Consider the following 21443-nt stretch of genomic DNA (forward strand, 5'->3'; position numbering starts at 1 on the left):
AGCAGACAGGGAGTACTCCCCTCCGTGGGATGAACAGTACCCCAATCACCAAGGAAAGGTAAAGTGCTTGGCAAAAGAAAGGCCAAGTGTGCTGGTCAGGGGCGCTTTACTGGTACTTGGTACGAGCCGCCGCGACCTGCGTGAGCACCTGCTGGAGCACCTGGCTGCCGGGCGGCACGAATGAGGGCTCGTAGGTCCAGGCGTGCCCCACCCACGGGTCGGCGAGATGGTCGTCCGGTACCGGGGTCAGTCGCAGCAGCGAACGCCACAGCGGGTCGAGCAACGGGCCGTAGCCGGCCGCCTCCTCCCGGTCCGCGACCACCATCAGGTGGACGCCGACGGCAGGCCCCTCGTCCGCCAGGTAGCGCAGCTGGTTGACGGCACGGTCGTCGAAACCGTGCGGGAAGTCGTTGACGATCAGCAGCTGCTCGGAGGTGTCGAAGCCGGGCGGCAGGGAGTCGGGCGCACCGCCGCGCACCGCCATCTGCACCAGGTCGACGCGCTCGGTGAGCCGCGTCAGGGTCTCCGTGACACCGGCCGCGCCCACGGCGGGCGGGGCCGCGAGCACACCGGTCTGCACCAGCGGCGCGAGTGGCTGTGCGCCCGAACCGGCCGGATCGATGACGTGCACCGTGAACTCGCCCGCCGGATAGACGGCGAGCAGCCGTGCCGCGTGCGCCACCGCCGTCTCCATCGCGAGGCGCCGCAGGTCGTGGGAATCGGTGAAGGAGCCGTCGAGCGATCCGCCGCGTCCGCTGTCGATCCACAGACCGCGCTCCAGCGGCAGCCGGACCAGCATCGGGATGCGCAGCCCCTCGCTCTCGGGCAGATGGAGGTCGCCCAGGCGCAGGGCCATGGGGATCTCCATCGGTACGCGGTAGCCGTGCCAGACCGGGTTGTCCCAGCTTGCGTATGCGGGCGGCAGTGCGGGTTCGACGACCTCGGCCTCGGCGGTGAGCTGGGCGATGTCCCGGTCGAGCGCCGCCCTGGCCTGGTTGACGAGCTGCCCGTGCTTGGCCTGGGCCGCCTCGCGTGCGGCGTCGCCCTGCCCGCCGATCCGGCTGCGCGGGTCCGACAGGACCTGGTCGAGCTCCTTCTCCATGCGCGAGTCGGCGAAGTCGACCGCGCTGCGGTAGGCGGCGGTCGTACGGGCCAGGTCCTCGAACATGCCCCACACCTGGTTGTAGAGCCGCTCGTCCATCGACCAGCCGGTGGCGTCACCCGCGACGGGCTGCGCGGGCTGTCCGGGCTGGGCCGGGGGCGCGGTCGGCGGGGGCGGCGGAGCCGCGTTCTGGCGGCGCGGGTGGCTGTAGTCGATCGGCCCGCCCGACGTGGGCGTGGACGGCTGGGCGGGGTCGCCGGCGCCGGTTCCGCCCTGATACGACGGCTGCGGCGCGGGCCGGCCCGGCACGCCGGGCGCCTGGATGTCGTACGAATCCGGCTGCGCAGCCGACTGGCCGGGCCCGCCCGGTGTCTGGGTGCCGTAGGGCGACGGCGGCTGCGGTGACACGGGGCCGGGGGCGCTTTGCGGAGCGGGGCCGCCCTGGTCCGGACCGAGTGCCGGTGCGGCCGTCTGCCGGGAGCGGTCGCCGTCCGTCCGCGGCGGGGGCGCCGGCACCGAGCGGGCCATGCCCTGGGCCACTGCTTCGTTGATGCCGTCGGCGAGTTGGTGGGCCTGGGGCAGGCCCTGGTCGGTGAGGAGGTCGGCGAGGCCGCCGGCGTAGCCCTGGCCGATGGCGCGTACCTTCCAGGCGCCCTGTCGGCGGTAGAGCTCCAGGGCGACGACCGCCGACTCGGCCTCCAGGCCGTCGATGGTGTAGCTGGCGACCTCGGTGCCGTCGAGGCCGGTGACCGCGACGAAGGGGGTGGGGACGGCGCCGAAGCGGGTCGGGCCCGCGGCTCCGATCGGCAGGGCGAGCAGCACACTGACCCGATGGACGGCCTCCGGCATGGCGTCCAGGTCCACCGCGAGGCGATGGTCGGCGGCCGCCTGCCGGGAGACCTCGAGGCCGGGCAGAGTGGGGGCGCCGGGGTGGGCCACCCACTCGACGCCGTGGATCCTGCCCTGCTCGTCGCCGAGCGTGGCTCCGGCCACGATCGGCGTGCCGGCCGAGACCCGGATCTCCAGTCGGGCCTGGGAGAGCGGGTGGTTCTGTCCCCGCACCAGCTCGGCCGTCATGCCTTCGTCCCCCTGTGTCGCTTGTCGTGTCGTGTGCCGCCCGCCGGGCCGCGCTGCAGTCCTACAGGTGCGGCAGGATCGCCGGCATCAGGTCCTGGAAGGTGCGGCCGTTGGCCGGGGTGCCCAGGGCGGTCATCTGCCAACCGGCGCCCGCGCGGTGCACCTTCGCCATGATCTGGGCCGTGTACGAGCCGCCGCCCGCGAGGGTGTAGCGCGCGAGCTCCTCGCCGTTGGTCTCGTCGACCAGGCGGCAGAACGCGTTCTGCACCTCCTGGAAGGTCTGGCCCGTGAAGGAGTTCACGGTGAAGACGATCTGGTCGATGTGGACCGGGATGCGCGCGAGGTCGACGAGGATCGCCTCGTCGTCGCCGCCCTGGCCGACACCGCCGACGAGGTTGTCTCCGGTGTGGCGCACCGAACCGTCGTCACTCACCAGGTGACGGAAGAAGACGACGTCGACCGGCTGCTTGTCCGCGAACAGGACGGCGGAGGCGTCGAGGTCGACCTCCCGCGTCCGAGAGCCGAACAGGCCGCGCCGGGGAGCCGCCTGCCAGCCGAGACCCATGCGCACCGCGGTCAGGCTGCCGCCGTCGTTCTTCTGCAGACTGATGGCCTGACCCTTGGTCATGTTGACGGTCACGTGCTGAATCCCCTCTCGAGCTGTCCCCTGTTGGCCGCGGGCTCCGCGGATGACCAGAACCCTACGCAGGGGCACTGACAGTGCCGTAGCCCGGTCCGCACTTTGTGTCGGTCTTGCAACACAGCGCGTACTCGGCGGCCCCCGAAGGGCGTTCGGGGGCATCGATTCCGGGGCGTGGACCGGCGTCGGCGGTCCCGTCAGGCCAGGCCCGCCTCCCTCATCTGGCGCAGTTCCTTCTTCATTTCGGACACCTCGTCACGCAGTCGGGCCGCGATCTCGAACTGCAGATCCGCGGCGGCGGCGCGCATACGCTCCGTCAGCTCCTCGATCTGCTCGGCCAGATCGGCCGCCGGCCGGTCGGTCGGCACCGTCTCCTTGCCCTTGCCCTTGGCGGACTTGGCCGCCTTCGCACCCTTGGCCGCCTTGTCGCCGAGAGAGGGCACGGGTGCCTTGGTGCCCCGGCCGTCCTTCTTCGCGCGGTAGCCCGTGCCGAGGAGCTGCTCGGTGTCGACGTCCTCGCGGGCGATCTGCGCGACGATGTCGTTGATCTTCTTGCGCAGCGGCTGGGGGTCGATGCCGTTCGCCTTGTTGTAGGCGACCTGCTTCTCGCGGCGGCGGTTGGTCTCGTCGATGGCCTTCTCCATCGCCGGGGTGACCTTGTCGGCGTACATATGGACCTGGCCGGAGACATTGCGCGCCGCGCGGCCGATGGTCTGGATGAGAGAGGTGCCGGAGCGCAGGAAGCCTTCCTTGTCGGCGTCGAGGATCGCCACCAGGGACACCTCGGGAAGGTCGAGGCCCTCCCGGAGGAGGTTGATGCCGACGAGAACGTCGAACTCGCCGGCGCGCAGCTCGCGCAGCAGCTCGACACGGCGCAGCGTGTCGACGTCGCTGTGCAGGTAGCGGACCTGAATGCCGAGTTCCAGGAAGTAGTCCGTGAGGTCCTCGGCCATCTTCTTGGTGAGGGTGGTGACCAGGACACGCTCGTCCTTCGCGACGCGGCCCCGGATCTCGTGGACCAGGTCGTCGATCTGGCCCTCGGTGGGCTTGACGACGACCTCCGGGTCGATCAGGCCGGTGGGCCGGATGATCTGCTCGACCGCGCCGTCCGAGCGGGAGAGCTCGTAGTTGCCCGGGGTCGCCGACAGGTAGACGGTCTGCCCGATGCGCTCCTGGAACTCCTCCCACTTCAGGGGCCGGTTGTCGAGGGCGGAGGGCAGGCGGAAGCCGTGGTCGACGAGGGTGCGCTTGCGGGACGCGTCGCCCTCGTACATGGCGCCGATCTGCGGCACGGTGACGTGCGACTCGTCGATGACGAGCAGGAAGTCGTCCGGGAAGTAGTCCATCAGGGTGTTGGGCGGGGAGCCGGGCGAGCGGCCGTCGAAGTGCATCGAGTAGTTCTCGACGCCGGAGCAGGAGCCGATCTGGCGGAGCATCTCCAGGTCGTACGTCGTGCGCATCCGCAGGCGCTGGGCCTCCAGGAGCTTGCCCTGCTTCTCCAGTTCGGCGAGGCGCTCCCCGAGCTCCTTCTCGATGTCGTTGACGGCCCGCTCCATGCGCTCGGGGCCCGCGACGTAGTGGGAGGCCGGGAAGACGTACAGCTGCTGGTCGTCGCTGATGATCTCGCCGGTGAGCGGGTGGAGCGTGGACAGGGCCTCGATCTCGTCGCCGAACATCTCGATGCGGACGGCGAGCTCCTCGTAGACCGGGAAGATCTCGATGGTGTCGCCGCGCACCCGGAAGGTGCCGCGGCTGAAGGCCATGTCGTTGCGTGTGTACTGGATGTCCACGAAGCGGCGCAGGAGTTGGTCGCGGTCGATCTCCTCGCCGACCTTGAGGGGGACCATCCGGTCCACGTACTCCTGCGGGGTGCCGAGGCCGTAGATGCAGGAGACCGAGGCGACCACGACGACGTCACGGCGGGTGAGCAGCGAGTTGGTCGCGGAGTGGCGCAGGCGCTCGACCTCCTCGTTGATCGAGGAGTCCTTCTCGATGTAGGTGTCCGACTGCGGGACGTAGGCCTCGGGCTGGTAGTAGTCGTAGTACGAGACGAAGTACTCGACGGCGTTGTTCGGCAGGAGCTCGCGGAATTCGTTCGCCAGCTGGGCGGCCAACGTCTTGTTCGGCGCCATCACCAGGGTGGGGCGCTGGAGCTTCTCGATCATCCACGCGGTGGTGGCGGACTTGCCGGTGCCGGTCGCGCCGAGCAGGACGACGTCCTTCTCGCCGGCTTCGATGCGCCGGGCGAGCTCGGCGATGGCCTGCGGCTGGTCGCCGCTGGGCTGGTAGGGGCTGACGACCTCGAAGGGCGCCACCGTGCGTTCGATGCTGGAAACGGGCCGCATGGAATCCACCGTACGACCCGCCACTGACAACGCGGTCCGATCAGTGGTTCTGCGGGGCTCGGGAGCCTCGGTGGTCCTTGGCGCGGCGGGGCCGCAGCGGCGGGCGGCGGGTCGGGTGCGGGACGGTGGCGTGGGCCGGGACGCCCGGCTTGTGCTCGACGGGGGCACCGGTGGGTTTCCCCATGACCATCTTCGGGTCGAACAGCACGACAGCGCCCGCGAGGAGGAGGAAGGCGAGCGGGCCGACCAGCATCGGCGCGAGCAGGGAGGCGGGCGAGTCGCCCGACGAGGGGGCCCCGGTGCCGTGGAGATGAACGCTGAGGGCGGCCATGCCCGTGTAGTGCATGCCGCTGACGGCGAGACCCATGACCAGGCTCGCGCCCACGCTCCACAGGAAACCTCTGACCTGTCCGGCGGCCCACAGGGCGGCGGTGGCCGCCACCATCGCTATCACGACGGACGCGGAGACGGTGAAGGTGTTGTACTCGAGCCTGCCGTTCAGCTGCATACCGGCCATGCCGAGGTAGTGCATCGACGCGATGCCCAGGCCGGTGATGGTGCCGCCGGTGAACAGCGCCGTTCCGCTGGCCCCTCTGTAGCCGACGATGAAGATCCCGATGCCCACCATGACGATGGCGACGGCCAGGCTCGCGAACGTCATCGGTTTGTCGTAGTGGATCGGCGTCTCCGCGACCGTGAACCCCATCATCGCGACGAAGTGCATGGTCCATATGCCGGAGCCGATGGCCGCCGCGCCCAGGGCGAGCCAGCCCGGGCGCCAGGAATGCGAGACGAGCATCGATCTGGTGGTGCAGCGCAGACCGAGGGCACCGCCGAGGCAGGCCATGAGGTAGGCCACCAGCGGTGTGACGAGTCCGTAGCTGAAACCGTCGATCGTGCCCTGCATACGCGGCTGCCCTTCCCGCCCTCTTACGTCCCGGAACTCCGTGAAATGCGCCCCCTCCCAGGACCGCCCGAGCGGTCAGGGTTGAGGCAGAGAGTAACTCCCACCGCAATGGTCGAACGATTTTCCGGCAAAGAAACACGGGCTTGCCCCAGTTGTGCGGCACAGGTGAGCGGGCCCGGGCAACTCCATTCAATCTGTGGCCATTCTGTACTCCCTCATCGTTGACCCTCTGCTGTCACAGTTGTGCTGTCCGTGATCGTTCGATGCGAGGAGTACGCATGCACGCGCGCGCTGTAGCCGCCACGACGACCGCACTCCTGGGGACCGCCGCTCTTCTGCTTCCCGCCTCCGACGCCCTGGCCGGCACCGAGCCGCCCGCGGTCATCGCCCACCGGGGAGCCTCCGCCTACGCCCCCGAGAACACGCTGGCCGCCGTCGACAAGGCCGCCGACCTGGGCATCAGCTGGGTGGAGAACGATGTCCAGCGCACGAAGGACGGCGAGCTGGTCGTCGTCCACGACGACAACCTCAAGCGCACGACCGATGTGGAGCAGGTCTTCCCCGACCGGGCGCCCTGGAAGGTGAAGGACTTCACCGCCGCCGAGATCGCCCGCCTGGACGCGGGCAGCTGGTTCGATCCCGCGTACGCGGGTGCGCGCGTGCCGACGCTGGAGCAGTTCGCGGACCGCCTGGAGCTGCATCACCAGAAACTGCTGCTGGAGATCAAGAATCCCGATCTGTACCCGGGTATCGAGCGGCAGACCCTCAAGGTCTTGGACGACGCGGGTTGGCTTGATCCGCACCACCTCGCGAGCCGGTTGATCGTGCAGAGCTTCAGCGCCGACAGCATTCGTACCGTCCACAGCCTCAAGCCCGCCGTCAAGACCGGCTTCCTCGGCACGCCGCCCGCGGCCGACCTCGCCGGGTACGCGGCCTTCGCCGACCAGATCAACCCGTCGTACAGCTCCATCTCCAGGCGCTATGTCGCCTCCGTGCACACCTTCACCGGGCCGCACGGCAGGCCGCTGGAGGTCTTCACATGGACCGTGAACGACGCGGACACCGCAAGGCTGGTCGCCGGGTACGGCGTGGACGGCATCATCACCAACAATCCCGACGTGGTGCGGGACACCCTGCCCGAGGAGAACCCTGAGCGGGAGCCGGCGTCCGCTCTCGGGGCGTTGTCAGCGGTGGGTCGTACGGTGGGCGCATGGACAGCCATGGGCAGTACGAGCAGCAGGTCGTGTGGGCCGTCGTCGGTACCGACATCGGTCCACTGATGCTGGCCGCGACCCGCGACGGCCTGGTCAGCGTCGTCTTCCATGCCACGGAGAAGGTGCGCGAGAAGGCACTCGACCGGCTGGCGTCCCGGCTGGGCACCGAGCCGGTCAAGGCACCCGGCTCTGCGTTGCTGGCCGAGGCGATACGCCAGACGGAGGAGTACTTCGCGGGTACGCGGCGCGACTTCGAGCTGCCCCTTGACTGGTCGCTCATCTCCGGCTTCAACCGGGAGGTGCTGCGCGAGCTGGCCGCCGGGGTCCCGTACGGCACCGTCGTCGGGTACGGCGATCTGGCCGGGCGGGTCGGACAGCCGGGTGCCGCCCAGGCGGTGGGCATGGCGATGGGTGCCAATCCGCTGCCCGTGGTGGTGCCCTGTCACCGTGTCGTGGAGAGCGACGGCGGCATCGGTGGGTTCGGGGGCGGGCTGGAGACCAAGCGGAAGCTGCTCGCGCTGGAGGGTGTGCTGCCGGAGCCGCTGTTCTGAGGCTTTCCGGGACTTCGGAGGGTTGGGCAGCGCTCTGCGACCGGGCGTCTTCGGCGGACGCACGGGTTGGGCAGGCGCGACCAGAGGGGGAAACTGCGCCTGTGACGACACTTTTCACCCACTTGTACGCGGCCGGTCCGGTGTGCTCTTCCGGGTCGGCCGGTCCGGCGCGCCGTACGGCCGGTTGTGCGTCGTGACCTCCGTCGAGCGGCAGGTCATCGCCAATGTCACGCCCGACCGGCTTCCGGCCCTGCGGCGCCGTACATCGGCCGTGCTGATCGCGACGCAGATACTGGGCGGGCTGGGTGTCGCCACCGGCATCGCGCTCGCGGCCGTGCTGGCCACGGAGGTCAGTGGCACCGAGTCCCTGTCCGGGCTCGCGCCCACCGCGACCGTCGCCGGTACAGCGGTGCTGTCGATGCCGCTGGCCGCGCTGATGACCGCGCGGGGTCGCCGTCCAGGGCTGGTGCTGGCCTATCTCATCGGCGCGGTGGGTGCCGGTGTCACGGTGGTCGCGGCCGGTGTCGGGAGCTTTCCGTTGTTGCTGTGCGGTATGGCCGCGTTCGGCGCTGCCTCGTCGGCGAATCTGCAGGCGCGGTTCGCGGCCGCCGATCTGGCCGAGCCGGAGCGGCGGGCTCGGGCCATCTCGCTCGTCGTGTGGGCGACGACCATAGGCGCGGTCATCGGCCCGAACATCGCCGCGCCCGCCGGCCGCAGTGTCACAGGCCTCGGGATACCCGCGGCGGCGGGACCGTTCCTGTGGGCGGCCGGGATCTTCCTGATATCCGCGGTCGTGGTGGCCGTACTGCTGCGGCCGGACCCGCTGCTGACGGCGCGGGCGCTCGCACCGGCCGAGGAGCAGTCGCCCGCGGCGCGCTCGCTGCGCGCCGGGCTGGCAGCCGTGGCCTCCTCGTCCCGGGCCCGGCTCGCGGTGGTGACCGTCGCCGTGGCTCACACGGCGATGGTCTCGGTGATGTCGATGACGCCGGTCGACCTCGCGCACCACGGCGCGGGCATCGATCTGATCGGGCTGGTCATCAGCGGGCACATCGCGGGTATGTACGCGTTCGCGCCGCTCATGGGGCGGCTCTCGGACCGGCTGGGGCGGCTGTCCGGGATCGGGCTGTCCGTGGGGCTGCTGGCGTTCGCGGTGTTCCTCGCTGGTACGGCGGGCGGCAGTCACGGACAGACGGCCGTCGGGCTGTTCGTGCTGGGGCTCGGCTGGTCGGCGGGGCTCGTCTCCGGTTCCGCGCTGCTCACGGACTCCGTAGCGCAGCCCGCGCGCGCCGCCGCTCAGGGGCTGTCGGACCTGATCATGAACGCCTCGGCGGGCGTCGGCGGAGCTGTCGCCGGGCTCGTGGTCGCCCGGGCGAGCTACGCCTGGCTGAACTTCACCGCCGCTTGTCTGCTCGTCCCCTTGGCTGCACTGGCACTTTTCACGCGGCTCGGACGACAGGCGCGGGACGTCTCGGCGAACGGTTGAGTTCAGGCCCGGGCCGCTCGGGGCGGGTCAGTCGTAGTGCCGGGCTTCGAAGACGTTGCCGTCGGGATCGCGGAAGTAGAAGCTGCGCTTGGCCTTGCCGCGGGCGCCGAAGGAGTCGTGGGAGATGTCCGACACGGGCGCGCCGCGCTCCTCCAGTCGGGACCGCAGCGCGTCGAAGTCGTCACCGGGCAGGGCCACGCAAACGTGGTTGACCGGGTGGCCGGAGCTGTCGGCGGCGCCGGGAAGCATCTTCATGCGCTCCGCCATGGTGAGCGGCATGAGGTCGAGGATCGTCTCCTCGTTGAGGCGCACGGAGGGGAACGGAACCGCCCCCGCGGAGTATTCGGAGAGCCTGACCGATGCCATGCCGACCGCCTTCTCGTAGAAGTCGGCCGACGCCACCGGGTCGCGCACCCAGAGGACGACATGGTCGAGACGTGCGGTGTTGTCCGTCATACATCCCAGGCTGGTGTCGTCTCCCACAGGCCGCAAGGGTTTGGCCTGGTGCGCAGCCCGCCAGAAATGAGGGAAGACCAACAGACAGGAGGCAGGCGCGTGGTGCTGGTGGTGTCCGAAGAGGTGCGGGAGGCGATTGACGCGCGTCGACCCGTGGTGGCCCTGGAGTCCACGATCATCGCGCACGGGCTGCCGCGCCCGCGCAATCTGCAGGTGGCACTGGAGCTGGAGGACGCCGTACGGCAGGAAGGCGCCGTTCCCGCGACGATCGCCGTGCTGGACGGCCGGCCCCATGTCGGGCTGGGCAAGGAGCAGTTGGAGCGGGTCGCGAACGAGGACGGGATCCGCAAGCTGGGGCACCGGGATCTGCCGCTCGCCGTGGCCTCCGGTGCGAGCGGGGCGACCACGGTGTCGGCGACGGCTCTGCTGGCGGCCCTCGCAGGCGTACGGGTGTTCGCGACGGGTGGGCTCGGCGGTGTGCACCGGGAGTGGACGGTGACGCAGGACGAGTCGGCCGACCTGGGGCTCCTGGCACGCACGAGGATCACGGTGGTGTGTGCCGGCGTGAAGTCGATCCTGGACGTCCCGGCGACCCTGCAGCGGCTGGAGACCCTGGGCGTGGCAGTCGCCGGTTACCGCACGGAGCGCTTCCCCGGCTTCTACCTCTCCGACTCGGGACATCCGGTGGAGTGGACGCTTGGATCGCCGCAGGAGGTGGCCGAGGTGATGCGCGCTCAGGACGCCCTCGGCGGTCCCGAGTCGGCGCTGATTGTCGCCAATCCGGTGCCGGAGGAGGAGCAACTGGATCCCGAACTGCACGCGCGCGTGCTCGCCGACGCGCTGCACGCGTGCGAGGAGCAGGGCGTCACCGGTCAGGCGGTCACTCCGTTCCTGTTGGACTACTTGGTGAGGCACACGGACGGTGCCTCGCTGAGCGCCAATCTCGCGGCGGTGCGCGGCAATGTACGGCTGGCGGGGCGGATCGCGGCAGCGTCGGCCGGGGCGTGAGCGGCACGTGACCGGGACGGGGGCACGCGGAACCGGGCGCGAGGCGGGCGGTCGCGGACCGGGGAACGGGGCAGCCGTGCACAAGCCGGGGAGTGGGACCGCCGTGCACCATCCCGGCAACGCGGCCGCCGTGCACCAGCCGGGCAACGTGGCCGCCGTGCACCAGCCGGGCAACGGCGGTACAGCGCCTGACGGTTCGGGGAGCGCACGGGCCGTCAGCGGTGTCGGCGACGGTGCGCTTCTTGTCGTGGGCGACGTGGTGACGGACGTCATCGCCCGGCACCGGGGTCCGCTCGCCTCGGGTACGGACACGGCCGCGGCCATCCGTACGGTGCCGGGCGGCGCGGGAGCCAACGTGGCCTGCTGGGCCGCGTATTGGGGCTGTGCGGAGGTGCGGTTGCTGGGTCGGGTCGGCGCGGACACAGCCGCATGGCACGAGCGTGAGCTGACCGCCGGCGGAGTACAGCCCTGTCTCGTCGTGGATCCGCAGGCACCGACCGGGACGGTGATCTGTCTGGTCGACACCGGCGCCGCCGCCGAGCGCACCTTCGTCACCGACAGCGGCGCGGCGTTGCGGCTCGAGCCCGGCGACTGGTCGGAGGCGATGCTGGACGGTGTCGCCCGGCTGCATCTCTCGGGCTACCTGCTGTTCTCCGAGCAGGGCCGCGCGCTCGTGGCGGTGGCTGTGGAGTCGGCACGCGCGCGTGGCGTGCCGGTGAGCCTGGATCCGGCGTCGGCGGGGTTCCTCGTGGAACTCGGCGTGGACCGTTTCCTGGCTCTGGTGGAGGGCGTGGACGTCCTGCTGCCGAGCCGCGACGAGGCGTGCCTGCTCACGGGGCTGCCCGACGGGGCGGACGCAGCGGCCAAGCTGAGCCGGCATGTCCCGCTGGTGGTGGCGAAGCAGGGCGCGGACGGCGCTGTGGTCGCCCGGTCGGGCACCGTGAGCGCGCACGTCCCCGCAGTGCCGGCTACGGCGAGGGACACGACGGGCGCGGGCGACTCCTTCACCGGCGCCTTCCTCGCGGCGCTCCTCTCCGGTGCCGGACCGCAGGACGCGGCTCGGGAGGGCTGCCGGGCGGGGGCGCTGGCGGTGGAGCGGGTGGGCGGGAGGCCGCCGCGGCGGGAGTGACGGCCGCTGGTGCGGCGGGCTGCCCACGCATCCCATGCCCGCCCATGCCTCGCAGGCCCGCCCACGCATCCCATGCCCTCTGTCCGCTGTCTACGCCTTGCGCCCCCACGCCGAGATCATCGGGGTCGCGGACAGGTCCATGCCGCCGGCGGTGATGTTGGCGAGGTGGCGGTCGATGTCCCGGTCGGTGGCGATGCCCGCGGTGACGAGCTGATCGCGGATTTCGCGAACGGTGGCGGCTTCCAGGGCGGCACAGGCGGGCGAGGAGACCGGGTAGTACACGTCGGCGACCACCCGGCGCAGCCCGGCCGCACGGAGCAGGCGCGGGAGTCTGCGACCGAAGGAGAGGTCGGCGCCGCGCTCGGCGAGGTGGGCGTGGACGCCGTCGCGGAGGCGGTTGGCCAGTTGCTGTTCGGGGCCGTACTCGTCGGGGCAGAGCTGGGGCTGCAGGAGGGGGTCGGCGTCCTCGACCAGGAGCCGGCCGCCCGGGCGCAGGGCCTTGATCATCGACCGCAACGCCCGTTCGCTGTCCGGCACATGAGAGAGGACGACCCGGGCGTGCACCAGGTCGAACTCCTCCCCCGGCGGCTCCTCGACGCCCACGTCGTGCACTCGGACCTCGACCGGTGGGCGAGCGGCCGGGGCGAGCCGTGAGGTGTCGAGGTCGGTCGCGACCACCTTTCCGGTCGGGCCGACCTTCTTGGCCAGCCAGGAGACCACCGAGGTGCCGCCGGCGCCCACCTCCCAGCAGCGCCAGCCGGGTCCGATGCCGAACCCTTCGAGGTACCGGAACGTCGTGGGATCGAAGAGAGGGCCCAGTGCGTCGCAGTGCTCGCCCGCCTCGGCCTGCCGGTTGTGGAGGAGATTCCGGTCGGTTCGCATCATGCCGAGATCATCCCATTTGTCTTGTTTGCCGGGAGTGGTCGACGCTCGGTGGGACGGCCCCGAATTCCACCCGCCCGCCCCCGTTCCGGCCATGCGCACCACCCCGCACACCACGCTTCGCGCCCAACGGACCCATTCCGTACGGAGACCTGGGCAGAATCCCTTCATCCACAGGCGGGAACAAAGCGGAATCCGCTGTTCCCACAGGCTTACCCGCAGCTCACCCCCACCTGGCAAACTGGCCAGCCAGGGCGCAGAAATGCGGCGCGAGGATCCACGCAAGGAGATCCAGATGTCCATGGCAGGGAATCTGCGGAAGGTCACGGGCCTCGACAAGGTCGGCAGCCTCCGCAAGGTGGCACGGCTGGCTCGACGGCGCCCGCGTGTCGACCTCAGCCACCCCGCCAGGTCCCCGCTGGGCTCCTCCGTGGTGAACTGCGTGACGTACCGGGACGGCGTGCGGGTCCAGGAGAACGGCGACCTGGTGGACGTCGTGCAGCGAGTACGCAAACGCGGGGCCGGGTTCGTCTGGCTGGGCCTCCACGAACCCACGGACCAGGAGTTCGCGGGCATCGCCGAGTTGTTCGCCCTGCATCCACTGGCGGTCGAGGACGCGGTGGAGGCGCATCAGCGACCGAAGCTGGAGCGCTACGACGAGACGCTGTTCGCCGTGTTCAAGACGGTCTGCTACGTCGAGCACGAGCAGCTCACGGCGACGAGCGAGGTCGTGAACACCGGCGAGATCATGGTGTTCGTCGGCCAGGACTTCGTGATCACGGTGCGGCACGGGCGGCACGGCTCACTGGGCCCGCTGCGCGAGGAACTGGAGTCGAACCCCGAGCAGCTCGCCAAGGGGCCGGCGGCGGTGCTGCACGCGATCGCGGACCACGTGGTCGACGACTACCTGAGCGTCACCGACTCGGTGCAGGAGGACATCGACGAGGTGGAGACGGATGTGTTCGCGGAGAACGGCGCGCGGGCCGACCCGGGGCGGATCTACCAGCTCAAGCGGGAACTCCTGGAGCTGAAGCGGGCCGTGGTTCCGCTGAGCCGTCCGCTCGAGAACCTGGCCACACTGCCGATCCGGGTGGTGGAGCCGGAGATACAGGCCTACTTCCGCGACGTGTCCGACCATCTGCTGCGGGCCAAGGAGCAGATATTCGCCTTCGACGAACTGCTGAACTCGATCCTGCAGGCGCACCTGGCGCAGGTCACCGTCGCGCAGAACGAGGACATGCGGAAGATCACGGCCTGGGCCGCGATCATCGCCGTGCCGACGATGGTGTGCGGGGTGTACGGAATGAACTTCGACTACATGCCGGAGTTGCGCTGGACGTTCGGCTACCCGCTGGTCATAGTCGTGATATCCGTCGCGTGCGTGGTTCTGTACCGCGGCTTCCGGCGCAACGGATGGCTCTGACGGTTCTCCGGCCGACTCCGGTGCGTCCCCGCCCGGCACGGCCGGCCGGACGGGGACGACACAGGGGGTGAAGGTGGAGCGTTCGCCGGGTCAGCGCCTCTTCTGCGCCCCGGACGTGGCGTAGACGCTCTCGGCCCAGTGGGCGATCTGACCCTCCGACAGATGACGGGCCAGATCGGCCTCGCTGATCATGCCGACCAGGCGCTTGTCGTCGATGACGGGAAGCCGGCGGATCTGGTGCTCCTTCATCTCCCGGAGCACGTCACTGATGTCGGCGTTCGCGTCGATCCAGCGCGGGGTGCCCTGCGCCATCTCACCTGCGGTGACCTTGCTCGGGTCATGACCCACGGCCACGCAGCCGATGACGATGTCGCGGTCGGTCAGGATGCCGCAGAGCCGTTCGTTCTCGTCGCTGATGGGCAGAGCTCCGACGCCCAGCTCGCGCATGAGCTGGGCGGCGCGGTCCAGGGTCTCGTGGGCGGGGATCCACTGGGCGCCGCGGTGCATGATGTCTCCGGCAGTGGTCATTGGAGTACCTCCCGATGCCGGACGGCCGGCGCGGCGCCGGACGCACCGCTAGTCCCGGCGCCCTTCATTCTCGCCGCGCTGTCCGATGCATGCACCCGGAACCGAACGGCGCGGCCGCCGGCGGCAGGCGGTGATCAGGCCGAGAAGCGGACGATCTTCCGCGGGACGACACGGACGATCACCCGGGTCTCGTCGTCCTTCTCGGCGGGCGGGTCGATGCCGAGGTACTTGCGCGAGAGCTCGAACGGGAGCCGCTTGGCCTCGTCCGGGACGATCTCGGCGGTGCCGCGGATCTCGACCGAGGTGTAGGGGTTGGCGAGGTCGTAGACCGAGAGGCTGACGCGGGGGTCGCGGCGGAGGTTGCGCACCTTCTGGCGGGTGTCGACGGAGGAGAAGAGCACGGTGTCGCCCTCGCGCTTGAACCAGACCACCGAGTTCTGCGGGGCGCCGTCGGGGCCGAGGGTGGCCACGCCGGCGAAGTTCTTGCCGTCGAGCAGGGAGCGGAGGGAGTCGTCGAAGAGGGGGTCGCCGGAGGAGGTCGGATCACTCGTGGAGGTCGTCATGACAGCAGGGTAATTAAATGCACGTGCATACAAAAGCGGTTTGCCGGATCCCGCTCAGCCGCGCCACGCCGGGTGCCGCGGGTCGTCGGCCCGCACCAGGACATCCGCGGTGCCGGCCGGGTCGGTTTCGTGGTCGTAGCGCTCGAAGGCGGGGAGGGTCCAGTGATCGGCCTCGGGAGTACGGCGACGCAGGGCGCCGGGTGAGAGGAGGAGGTGGACGGTCAGGTCGAAGGGAAACCAGTGGCGCAACAGGAAGGGGCCGTGCAGCAACAGGACGCCGCCGGGCGGGAGTTGGACGTAGGGACTGCGGGTGGCTCGGTCGGTGACCGGGTCCCACAGGTCGGGCAGGACGCGGCCGTCGCCGCCGGATTCGAGAGGGCCGAAGACCTCGCGCCACAGGGCACCGGTGTCGAACCAGCCGTCGTAGTAGGCATCCACGTCCTGGTGGCCGTACTCCAGCCGGACCGAGGCGGGGCGCAGGAAGCCCTCCGCGCCGACGGCGAGCGAGCGGCGGCCGCGTATGCGCAGCGCCTCGCCCACCCGCTCGGCGAGGTCTCCCGGGCGGGCCGCCGGGGCACCGTCGAAGGCGACGCGCGGCCAGGGGCTGCCGTCGGCCGGCTTCAGGTCGAGCAGCCGCTCGGCCAAGAGGTCGCCGAGCCGGTCCCAGGTGATCGCTTCGAGTCGCACAGGGCCCATGATGCGACAGGGGGTGGTCGGGGTGGCGTGGGGTTCGGGGTTCGGGATGCGGATTGCGGCGTGCGGGTGTGGGGTCGGGTAGTTCCCCGGACCCGCCCGGAGGGGAATGAACCCGGTATGGCGTCCCTCGCAACTCCCCCGCCCCGCACCGGCCTTCTGGTGATTCAGCCCCTCAAGCGGCGGCACTGTGCGGAGTGTCATGGGGGGCCGTTGCAGATGCTCGTGCTGGAGGACGGGGCGCCGCGGTGTCTCGACTGTGCGGATCTCGGGCACCTGGTGTTCCTGCCGCGCGGCGACACGGCGTTGACGCGTCGGTCGAGGGAGGAGAGTGCGCTGTCGGCGGTGGTCGTGCGGTTCAACCGGCGCGCAGGCCGTTACGAGCGGCAGGGCGTGCTCGTCGAGGAGGCGGGGCTCGCCCGGGCCGAGCAGCGGTGTCTGGCGGACGGCGAGGCTCGACGGCGGCGCCGGATGCGGGACGCCCGGCGACGGGCGCGGGAGGACGTGCGGTTTGCGGAGGCGTTCGCGGCGGAGATACGGCGGCTGTTCCCGGGATGCCCGGTGGAGCGGGCGCGGGACATCGCCGGGCATGCGTCGGCGCGGGGCAGCGGGCGGGTGGGGCGGAGTGCGGCGGGGCGTGCGCTGTCCGAGGGGGCGGTGACGTCGGCGGTCGTGGCCTCCGTGCGGCATCTGGACACGCCGTACGACCAGTTGCTGATGAGCGGGGTGGCACGGCACGAGGCTCGGCGGCGGATCATGGCGGCGGTGGAGACGACGTTGCGGAGGTGGCGGGCCGAGGTGTCGGAGGCCGGCTGACGGTGATCCCCTTCGGTCGAGGGAGTCGGCGACAGCCGATTCCGACGGGCACCGCCCGGGCAGGGGCGCGCACAGCAATCGGACACGCCGGGCAGGGAAGGCATGCCGGGCAGGGAAGGCACGCGGCCACCACCGGACCCGCTCCCACGACCCACGGCGCCGTTCCTCAAGGCGCGACATCTGTCCGTCGGCCTGCTGGACGTTCGCGTATGTGCTCGCGCCGCTCGGCCATGGTGACCGTTCTCGTACAGGATTTCACTTGAGGTGACAGATGGGCCGGGCCGGGAATGATCTCGGCGGGACACGGGGAGTTGACGTTGACATGATCGATGGGCCGTACTTCGTACTCGTCGTGATCGGCGTGGTCGGGACCGGTCTCGTGGCCGGGGTCTTCTGCGCGTTCTCGACCTTTGTCATGCGTGGGCTGGCCGCACTGCCGCCGGCGCAGGGCGTCGCCGCGATGAAGGCGATCAATGTGACGGCGTTGGCGCCGGCGTTCATGCTGGTGTTCCTCGGGACGGCGGTGCTGTGCGCGGTGATCGCCGTGGTGACGTTCGTGCTCTGGCCGGACGAGGGGCTGGTGGAGTTGCTGCTGGGCAGCGGGCTGTATCTGTTCGGCTCGTTCGGGGTGACCATGGTGGCGAACGTGCCCCGCAACGACACGCTGCTCAAGCTCGACGCGGGCACTCCGGAGGCGGCCGACTACTGGCCGACGTATGTGCGCCAGTGGACGGCGTGGAACCACGTCCGCATGGTCGCCTCGGCCGCCGCGACGGTGGCGTACGCCCTCGCCCTCAGCTGACCCACACCGACTTGTGCGGGCCGGAGAAAGCGCTGTCCCCACCCTGCGCACGCGGCCGGTGGGACGTATCGTTGCCGGAAGAGTGCTGGAAGAGTGCCGGACGAGCGCCGGCAGGGTGTCGCTCGATGACGAACGGCTCCGACACGGCACACGCGCACATGAGGAAGACGGCCATGGCCGATCCCAAGGGTTTCATGACCACCCCCCGCCAGGACTGGCCGCGCCGGCCCGTCGAGGAGCGGGTCAAGGACTGGGACGAGGTGTACGTCCCCGGGGCACTGCTGCCGATCATCAGCAAGCAGGCCGACCGTTGCATGGACTGCGGCATACCGTTCTGCCACGACGCCTGCCCGCTGGGCAATCTGATCCCCGAGTGGAACGACCTGGTGTCGCGGGAGGACTGGCGGGCGGCGGCGGATCGGCTGCACGCGACCAACAACTTCCCCGAGTTCACCGGGCGGTTGTGTCCGGCGCCCTGCGAGGCCGGGTGCGTGCTCGCGATCAATCAGCCGGCCGTCACCATCAAGAACGTCGAGTGCGCCATCGCGGACCGGGCCTGGGAGGAGGGGTTCGCGCCGCCGAAGCCCCCGGACCGGCTGTCCGGGCGGACGGTCGCGGTGATCGGGTCGGGGCCCACCGGGCTCGCGGCGGCGCAGCAGTTGACGCGGGCGGGGCACACGGTCGCCGTGTACGAGAAGGACGACCGGATCGGCGGGCTGATGCGGTACGGCATCCCTGAGTTCAAGATGGAGAAGCACCATCTGGAGCGCCGGATCGAGCAGATGACGGCCGAGGGGACCAAGTTCCGTACGTCGACGGCGGTCGGGCGGGACATCGGGGCGGCCGAGCTGCGGTCGCGCTACGACGCCGTGGTGATCGCCACCGGGGCCACGGCCTGGCGTGAACTTCCCGTACCGGGGCGGGAGTTGAGCGGTATCGAGCAGGCGATGCAGTATCTGCCGCTGGCCAACCGGGTACGCGAGGGAGATCTGGAGACGTCCCCCATGTCCGCCGCCGGGAAGCATGTCGTCATCGTCGGCGGTGGGGACACGGGGGCCGACTGTCTGGGCACGGCCGTACGGGATGGCGCCGCGTCCGTGACCCAGCTGGACATCTACGCCCAGCCGGATGCCGAGCGGGACGAGGACACCGAGCCCTGGCCGACGTACCCGAAGATCTACCGGCTGTCGGCCGCGCACGAGGAGGCGCGCGATCTGGAGACGGCGCCGGCGGCGGACGCGGACGCGCGGCTGTTCGCGGCGTCCACGCTCCGCTTCACCGGTGACGCCGACGGGCACGTACGGTCGCTGCACCTGACTGAGGTGGACGCCCGGCGCCGCCCGCTGCCGGGCACCGGGCGGACGCTGCCGGCCGACCTCGTACTGCTCGCCCTCGGCTTCTCCGGGCCCGACCGGGAGGACGGGCTGATCGACCAGTTGGGGCTGGACCTGCAGCCTCGCGGCACGATCGCGCGGGATGCCGGGTTCGCGACGAACGCGCCCGGGGTGTTCGCCGCGGGGGATGCCGCCCGGGGACAGTCACTCATCGTGTGGGCGATCGCGGAGGGGCGGGCTGTGGCGGCGGCCGTCGATCGTTATCTGACGGGGAGTTCCAGGCTGCCCTCGCCGATCTCGCCGTACGACCGGCCCATGACCGTTTGAGAGCACGAACGACAGCCCCTCCCCTGCCCTCCCCCTACCGCCGCTCGTCCGTCCCCGCCACCTTCCCCGTCGCCAACGCCACCCTGTTCCACGTGTTGATCGTCATGATCAGGGCGAGGACGTGCGCCAGTTCCGCGTCGTCGAAGTGGGCCGCCGCCCGGGCGTAGACCTCGTCCGGGACGCCGCCGTCGGACACCAGGGTCACCGCCTCCGTCAGGGCCAGGGCCGCCTGCTCCTTCTCGGTGAAGAAGTGACGGGCCTCGCGCCAGACGGCGACCATGTGCAGCCGGTCCTCGCTCTCGCCGGCCTTGCGGGCGTCGTTGGTGTGCATGTGGAGGCAGTAGGCGCAGTGGTTGAGGTGCGAGGCGCGGATCTGGATCAGTTCGACCAGGGCCGGGTCGAGGCCCTCTCGGGCGGCGGCGTCGAAGCCGATGATGGCGCGGAAGACCTTGGGCGCGGCCTTCGCGAAGTCCAGGCGGGTCCGCGCGGCCTCGGCGGCGGCGATGGACGCCGCGGAGGCGGGGGTGCCTGCGGCCGTGGTGTCGATGGTCGTGGTGTCGATGGTCGTGGTGTCGATCGTGTGCGTCGTCATGTCCCTCAACCTATGGGTCGGAAAGACCGGCTGTAGGGTGCATTTCCATGGCGAAATCGTGGGTCAATTCCGCGGAGCGGATCGGTGCCGACCTGCATCTGGAGCTGTCCGGACCGGGCGGGCGGCGGGCCGCGTTGACGCGTGCCCTGCGCGACGCCGTGCGCAGTGGGCGGCTCGCGCCGGGCACCCGGCTGCCGCCGTACCGTTCGCTCGCCGCCGACCTCGGGGTCGCCCGCAACACGGTGGCCGACGCGTATGCGGAACTGGTCGCCGAGGGCTGGCTCACCGCCCGGCAGGGGGCGGGGACGAGGGTGGCCGAGCGTGCCGAGCCGCTGCGGCCCGCCGAGCGGGTGGCCCCGAGGTCACCCCGGACACCTCCACGCGCGCGTGGACCTCGGCACGACCTGCGGCAGGGCACTCCGGACGTGTCGGCGTTCCCGCGCGCGGCCTGGCTGGCCTCCTACCGGCGGGCCCTCCAACAGGCGCCGAACGAGGTCTTCGGGCCCGGGGATCCCGCCGGACGCGTCGAACTGCGGGAGGCGCTCACCGAGTATCTGGCACGCGCGCGTGGTGTACGCACCGAACCGGGCCGCATCGTGATCTGCTCCGGGTTCGCGCACGCCCTACGGCTCCTGTTCGCCCAGGACACGGGCAGCGGCACGGGCACGGGCACGGGCAAGGACAGTGGCGCGGGCAGGGGCGGGAGTCGTGGCGTGCTGCGTGGGCCGCTGGCCGTCGAGGCGTACGGGCTCGGCTTCCACCGGGAACTCCTCGCCGCCGCGGGCGTACGGACCGTCCCGCTCCCCCTCGACGAGGACGGCGCACGCGTCGACCGGCTGACGCGCGAGCGGGCCGTGCTGCTCACACCGGCGCACCAGTTCCCGACCGGCGGCCCGCTGCACCCCGAGCGCCGCGCCGCCGTGATCGACTGGGCACGCGCGCGTGGGGGCGTGATCCTGGAGGACGACTACGACGGCGAGTTCCGTTACGACCGCAAGCCCGTCGGCGCCGTCCAGGGCCTGGATCCCGAGCGGGTGATCTTCATCGGCTCGGTCAGCAAGAGCCTGTCGCCGGCGGTGCGGCTCGGATGGATGGTGCTGCCGGAGCGGTACGTCGACGCCGTGCTCGCGGCCAAGGGCGAGCGCGAGGCCTGGGCGAGCGTTCTCGACCAGCTCAGCCTCGCCGACTTCATCGTCTCCGGGGCGTACGACCGTCACGTACGGCGCATGCGGCAGCGCTACCGGAGCCGCCGCGACCGCCTCGTCACCGCGCTCGCCGAGCAGGCTCCGCACATCGACGTCACGGGCGTCGCCGCCGGACTGCACGCGGTGCTGCGGCTGCCGCCCGGCACCGAGCGGTCCACCGTCAAGGCGGCGACCTGGCAGGGCATCGCCCTGGACGGCCTCGCCGAGTTCCGCCACCCGGAGGCCACGGGGTCGGACATGCCGGTCCGCGACGGCCTCGTCGTCGGCTGCGCCACCCCCTCGGAGCATGCGTACGGGGCGGCACTGGAGGCGCTGTGCGGGGTGCTGCCGCCCGGTGAGGAGCGGGGATCGGACGGCGGGTGAGGA

General features: G+C 71.0%; 19 protein-coding genes and 1 pseudogene. 10 read left to right on the forward strand and 10 right to left on the reverse strand.

Annotated elements, in window-relative coordinates:
• Positions 1–106 precede the first annotated feature (106 nt).
• The 4 genes from EJ357_RS11375 to EJ357_RS11390 form a co-directional block, all read right to left on the reverse strand.
• Positions 107–2179 (reverse strand): TerD family protein, encoded by a 2073-nt coding sequence (locus EJ357_RS11375; RefSeq protein WP_126391170.1) that lies wholly within the window; start codon positions 2177–2179, stop codon positions 107–109.
• Between the two features lie 61 nt (positions 2180–2240).
• Entirely contained in the window at positions 2241–2819 is a 579-nt protein-coding gene (locus EJ357_RS11380) for a TerD family protein (RefSeq protein ID WP_126391172.1), read from the reverse strand.
• A 197-nt stretch (positions 2820–3016) separates the two neighbouring features.
• A complete protein-coding gene (uvrB, locus tag EJ357_RS11385) occupies positions 3017–5164 on the reverse strand; it encodes an excinuclease ABC subunit UvrB (RefSeq protein WP_126391174.1) in 2148 nt (715 codons plus the stop codon).
• Between the two features lie 40 nt (positions 5165–5204).
• Complete coding sequence (locus EJ357_RS11390) at positions 5205–6071, reverse strand: MHYT domain-containing protein (protein ID WP_126391176.1); 867 nt, start codon at positions 6069–6071, stop codon at positions 5205–5207.
• 278 nt (positions 6072–6349) lie between these two features.
• On the opposite strand from EJ357_RS11390, the pseudogene EJ357_RS11395 reads away from it, so the two are divergent.
• The 3 genes and pseudogenes from EJ357_RS11395 to EJ357_RS11405 form a co-directional block, all read left to right on the forward strand.
• Positions 6350–7207, forward strand: a pseudogene (locus EJ357_RS11395) (glycerophosphodiester phosphodiesterase); the annotation flags it as partial.
• A 74-nt stretch (positions 7208–7281) separates the two neighbouring features.
• The gene (locus EJ357_RS11400; RefSeq protein ID WP_126391180.1) at positions 7282–7836 is read left to right on the forward strand and encodes a methylated-DNA--[protein]-cysteine S-methyltransferase; all 555 of its coding nucleotides are present in this window, start codon (positions 7282–7284) and stop codon (positions 7834–7836) included.
• A gap of 193 nt (positions 7837–8029) precedes the next feature.
• Positions 8030–9319 carry an MFS transporter gene (locus tag EJ357_RS11405; protein ID WP_126391182.1) on the forward strand — a complete coding sequence of 430 codons (1290 nt, stop codon included), beginning with the start codon at positions 8030–8032 and terminating at the stop codon, positions 9317–9319.
• A 27-nt stretch (positions 9320–9346) separates the two neighbouring features.
• On the opposite strand, the gene EJ357_RS11410 is transcribed toward EJ357_RS11405, so the two are convergent.
• On the reverse strand, positions 9347–9775 hold the full coding sequence (locus EJ357_RS11410; protein WP_126391184.1) for a VOC family protein: 429 nt from the start codon (positions 9773–9775) through the stop codon (positions 9347–9349).
• Between the two features lie 99 nt (positions 9776–9874).
• On the opposite strand from EJ357_RS11410, the gene EJ357_RS11415 reads away from it, so the two are divergent.
• The gene (locus tag EJ357_RS11415; RefSeq protein ID WP_126391186.1) at positions 9875–10783 is read left to right on the forward strand and encodes a pseudouridine-5'-phosphate glycosidase; all 909 of its coding nucleotides are present in this window, start codon (positions 9875–9877) and stop codon (positions 10781–10783) included.
• Positions 10784–10913: 130 nt separating this feature from the next.
• Positions 10914–11912 (forward strand): carbohydrate kinase family protein, encoded by a 999-nt coding sequence (locus EJ357_RS11420; RefSeq protein WP_407698513.1) that lies wholly within the window; start codon positions 10914–10916, stop codon positions 11910–11912.
• Between the two features lie 90 nt (positions 11913–12002).
• Here EJ357_RS11420 and EJ357_RS11425 read toward each other — a convergent pair whose 3' ends face one another.
• Entirely contained in the window at positions 12003–12797 is a 795-nt protein-coding gene (locus EJ357_RS11425) for a methyltransferase domain-containing protein (protein ID WP_126391188.1), read from the reverse strand.
• 292 nt (positions 12798–13089) lie between these two features.
• Here EJ357_RS11425 and corA point away from each other — a divergent pair, with 292 nt between their 5' ends.
• Positions 13090–14217, forward strand: a complete 1128-nt coding sequence (gene corA / locus EJ357_RS11430; RefSeq protein ID WP_126391190.1) for a magnesium/cobalt transporter CorA — start codon at positions 13090–13092, stop codon at positions 14215–14217.
• Between the two features lie 90 nt (positions 14218–14307).
• On the opposite strand, the gene EJ357_RS11435 is transcribed toward corA, so the two are convergent.
• The 3 genes from EJ357_RS11435 to EJ357_RS11445 all read right to left on the reverse strand — a co-directional run bounded on the left by EJ357_RS11435 (position 14308) and on the right by EJ357_RS11445 (position 16004).
• Positions 14308–14745: a CBS domain-containing protein gene (locus EJ357_RS11435; RefSeq protein WP_126391192.1), complete on the reverse strand. Its 438-nt coding sequence runs from the start codon at positions 14743–14745 to the stop codon at positions 14308–14310.
• A 134-nt stretch (positions 14746–14879) separates the two neighbouring features.
• Positions 14880–15308 (reverse strand): PPOX class F420-dependent oxidoreductase, encoded by a 429-nt coding sequence (locus EJ357_RS11440; protein WP_126391194.1) that lies wholly within the window; start codon positions 15306–15308, stop codon positions 14880–14882.
• A 54-nt stretch (positions 15309–15362) separates the two neighbouring features.
• Entirely contained in the window at positions 15363–16004 is a 642-nt protein-coding gene (locus EJ357_RS11445; RefSeq protein ID WP_175647364.1) for a nucleoside/nucleotide kinase family protein, read from the reverse strand.
• A gap of 117 nt (positions 16005–16121) precedes the next feature.
• Between EJ357_RS11445 and EJ357_RS11450 the strand changes: the two genes are divergently transcribed.
• The 3 genes from EJ357_RS11450 to EJ357_RS11460 all read left to right on the forward strand — a co-directional run bounded on the left by EJ357_RS11450 (position 16122) and on the right by EJ357_RS11460 (position 19280).
• Positions 16122–16817 (forward strand): DUF2293 domain-containing protein, encoded by a 696-nt coding sequence (locus EJ357_RS11450; RefSeq protein ID WP_126391198.1) that lies wholly within the window; start codon positions 16122–16124, stop codon positions 16815–16817.
• 322 nt (positions 16818–17139) lie between these two features.
• Positions 17140–17619 carry an anthrone oxygenase family protein gene (locus EJ357_RS11455; protein WP_126391200.1) on the forward strand — a complete coding sequence of 160 codons (480 nt, stop codon included), beginning with the start codon at positions 17140–17142 and terminating at the stop codon, positions 17617–17619.
• Positions 17620–17792: 173 nt separating this feature from the next.
• Positions 17793–19280 (forward strand): glutamate synthase subunit beta, encoded by a 1488-nt coding sequence (locus EJ357_RS11460; protein ID WP_126391202.1) that lies wholly within the window; start codon positions 17793–17795, stop codon positions 19278–19280.
• A gap of 34 nt (positions 19281–19314) precedes the next feature.
• Here EJ357_RS11460 and EJ357_RS11465 read toward each other — a convergent pair whose 3' ends face one another.
• Positions 19315–19872, reverse strand: a complete 558-nt coding sequence (locus tag EJ357_RS11465; RefSeq protein ID WP_228473027.1) for a carboxymuconolactone decarboxylase family protein — start codon at positions 19870–19872, stop codon at positions 19315–19317.
• Positions 19873–19919: 47 nt separating this feature from the next.
• Between EJ357_RS11465 and pdxR the strand changes: the two genes are divergently transcribed.
• Entirely contained in the window at positions 19920–21440 is a 1521-nt protein-coding gene (gene pdxR / locus EJ357_RS11470; RefSeq protein WP_126391204.1) for a MocR-like pyridoxine biosynthesis transcription factor PdxR, read from the forward strand.
• Positions 21441–21443: the final 3 nt, after the last annotated feature.

It is taken from the genome of Streptomyces cyaneochromogenes (assembly GCF_003963535.1).
Classification (GTDB): domain Bacteria; phylum Actinomycetota; class Actinomycetes; order Streptomycetales; family Streptomycetaceae; genus Streptomyces; species Streptomyces shaanxiensis.

What these genes read in the sequence shown, in the direction of transcription:
- EJ357_RS11375 (WP_126391170.1), bottom strand. Translation starts at nt 2,179, where the DNA reads ATGACGGCCGAGCTGGTGCGGGGACAGAACCACCCGCTCTCCCAGGCC.
- uvrB (WP_126391174.1), bottom strand. Translation starts at nt 5,164, where the DNA reads ATGCGGCCCGTTTCCAGCATCGAACGCACGGTGGCGCCCTTCGAGGTC.
- EJ357_RS11390 (WP_126391176.1), bottom strand. Translation starts at nt 6,071, where the DNA reads ATGCAGGGCACGATCGACGGTTTCAGCTACGGACTCGTCACACCGCTG.
- EJ357_RS11400 (WP_126391180.1), top strand. Translation starts at nt 7,282, where the DNA reads ATGGACAGCCATGGGCAGTACGAGCAGCAGGTCGTGTGGGCCGTCGTC.
- EJ357_RS11410 (WP_126391184.1), bottom strand. Translation starts at nt 9,775, where the DNA reads ATGACGGACAACACCGCACGTCTCGACCATGTCGTCCTCTGGGTGCGC.
- EJ357_RS11425 (WP_126391188.1), bottom strand. Translation starts at nt 12,797, where the DNA reads ATGATGCGAACCGACCGGAATCTCCTCCACAACCGGCAGGCCGAGGCG.
- corA (WP_126391190.1), top strand. Translation starts at nt 13,090, where the DNA reads ATGTCCATGGCAGGGAATCTGCGGAAGGTCACGGGCCTCGACAAGGTC.
- EJ357_RS11435 (WP_126391192.1), bottom strand. Translation starts at nt 14,745, where the DNA reads ATGACCACTGCCGGAGACATCATGCACCGCGGCGCCCAGTGGATCCCC.
- EJ357_RS11440 (WP_126391194.1), bottom strand. Translation starts at nt 15,308, where the DNA reads ATGACGACCTCCACGAGTGATCCGACCTCCTCCGGCGACCCCCTCTTC.
- EJ357_RS11445 (WP_175647364.1), bottom strand. Translation starts at nt 16,004, where the DNA reads ATGGGCCCTGTGCGACTCGAAGCGATCACCTGGGACCGGCTCGGCGAC.
- EJ357_RS11450 (WP_126391198.1), top strand. Translation starts at nt 16,122, where the DNA reads ATGGCGTCCCTCGCAACTCCCCCGCCCCGCACCGGCCTTCTGGTGATT.
- EJ357_RS11455 (WP_126391200.1), top strand. Translation starts at nt 17,140, where the DNA reads ATGATCGATGGGCCGTACTTCGTACTCGTCGTGATCGGCGTGGTCGGG.
- EJ357_RS11460 (WP_126391202.1), top strand. Translation starts at nt 17,793, where the DNA reads ATGGCCGATCCCAAGGGTTTCATGACCACCCCCCGCCAGGACTGGCCG.
- EJ357_RS11465 (WP_228473027.1), bottom strand. Translation starts at nt 19,872, where the DNA reads ATGACGACGCACACGATCGACACCACGACCATCGACACCACGACCATC.
- pdxR (WP_126391204.1), top strand. Translation starts at nt 19,920, where the DNA reads ATGGCGAAATCGTGGGTCAATTCCGCGGAGCGGATCGGTGCCGACCTG.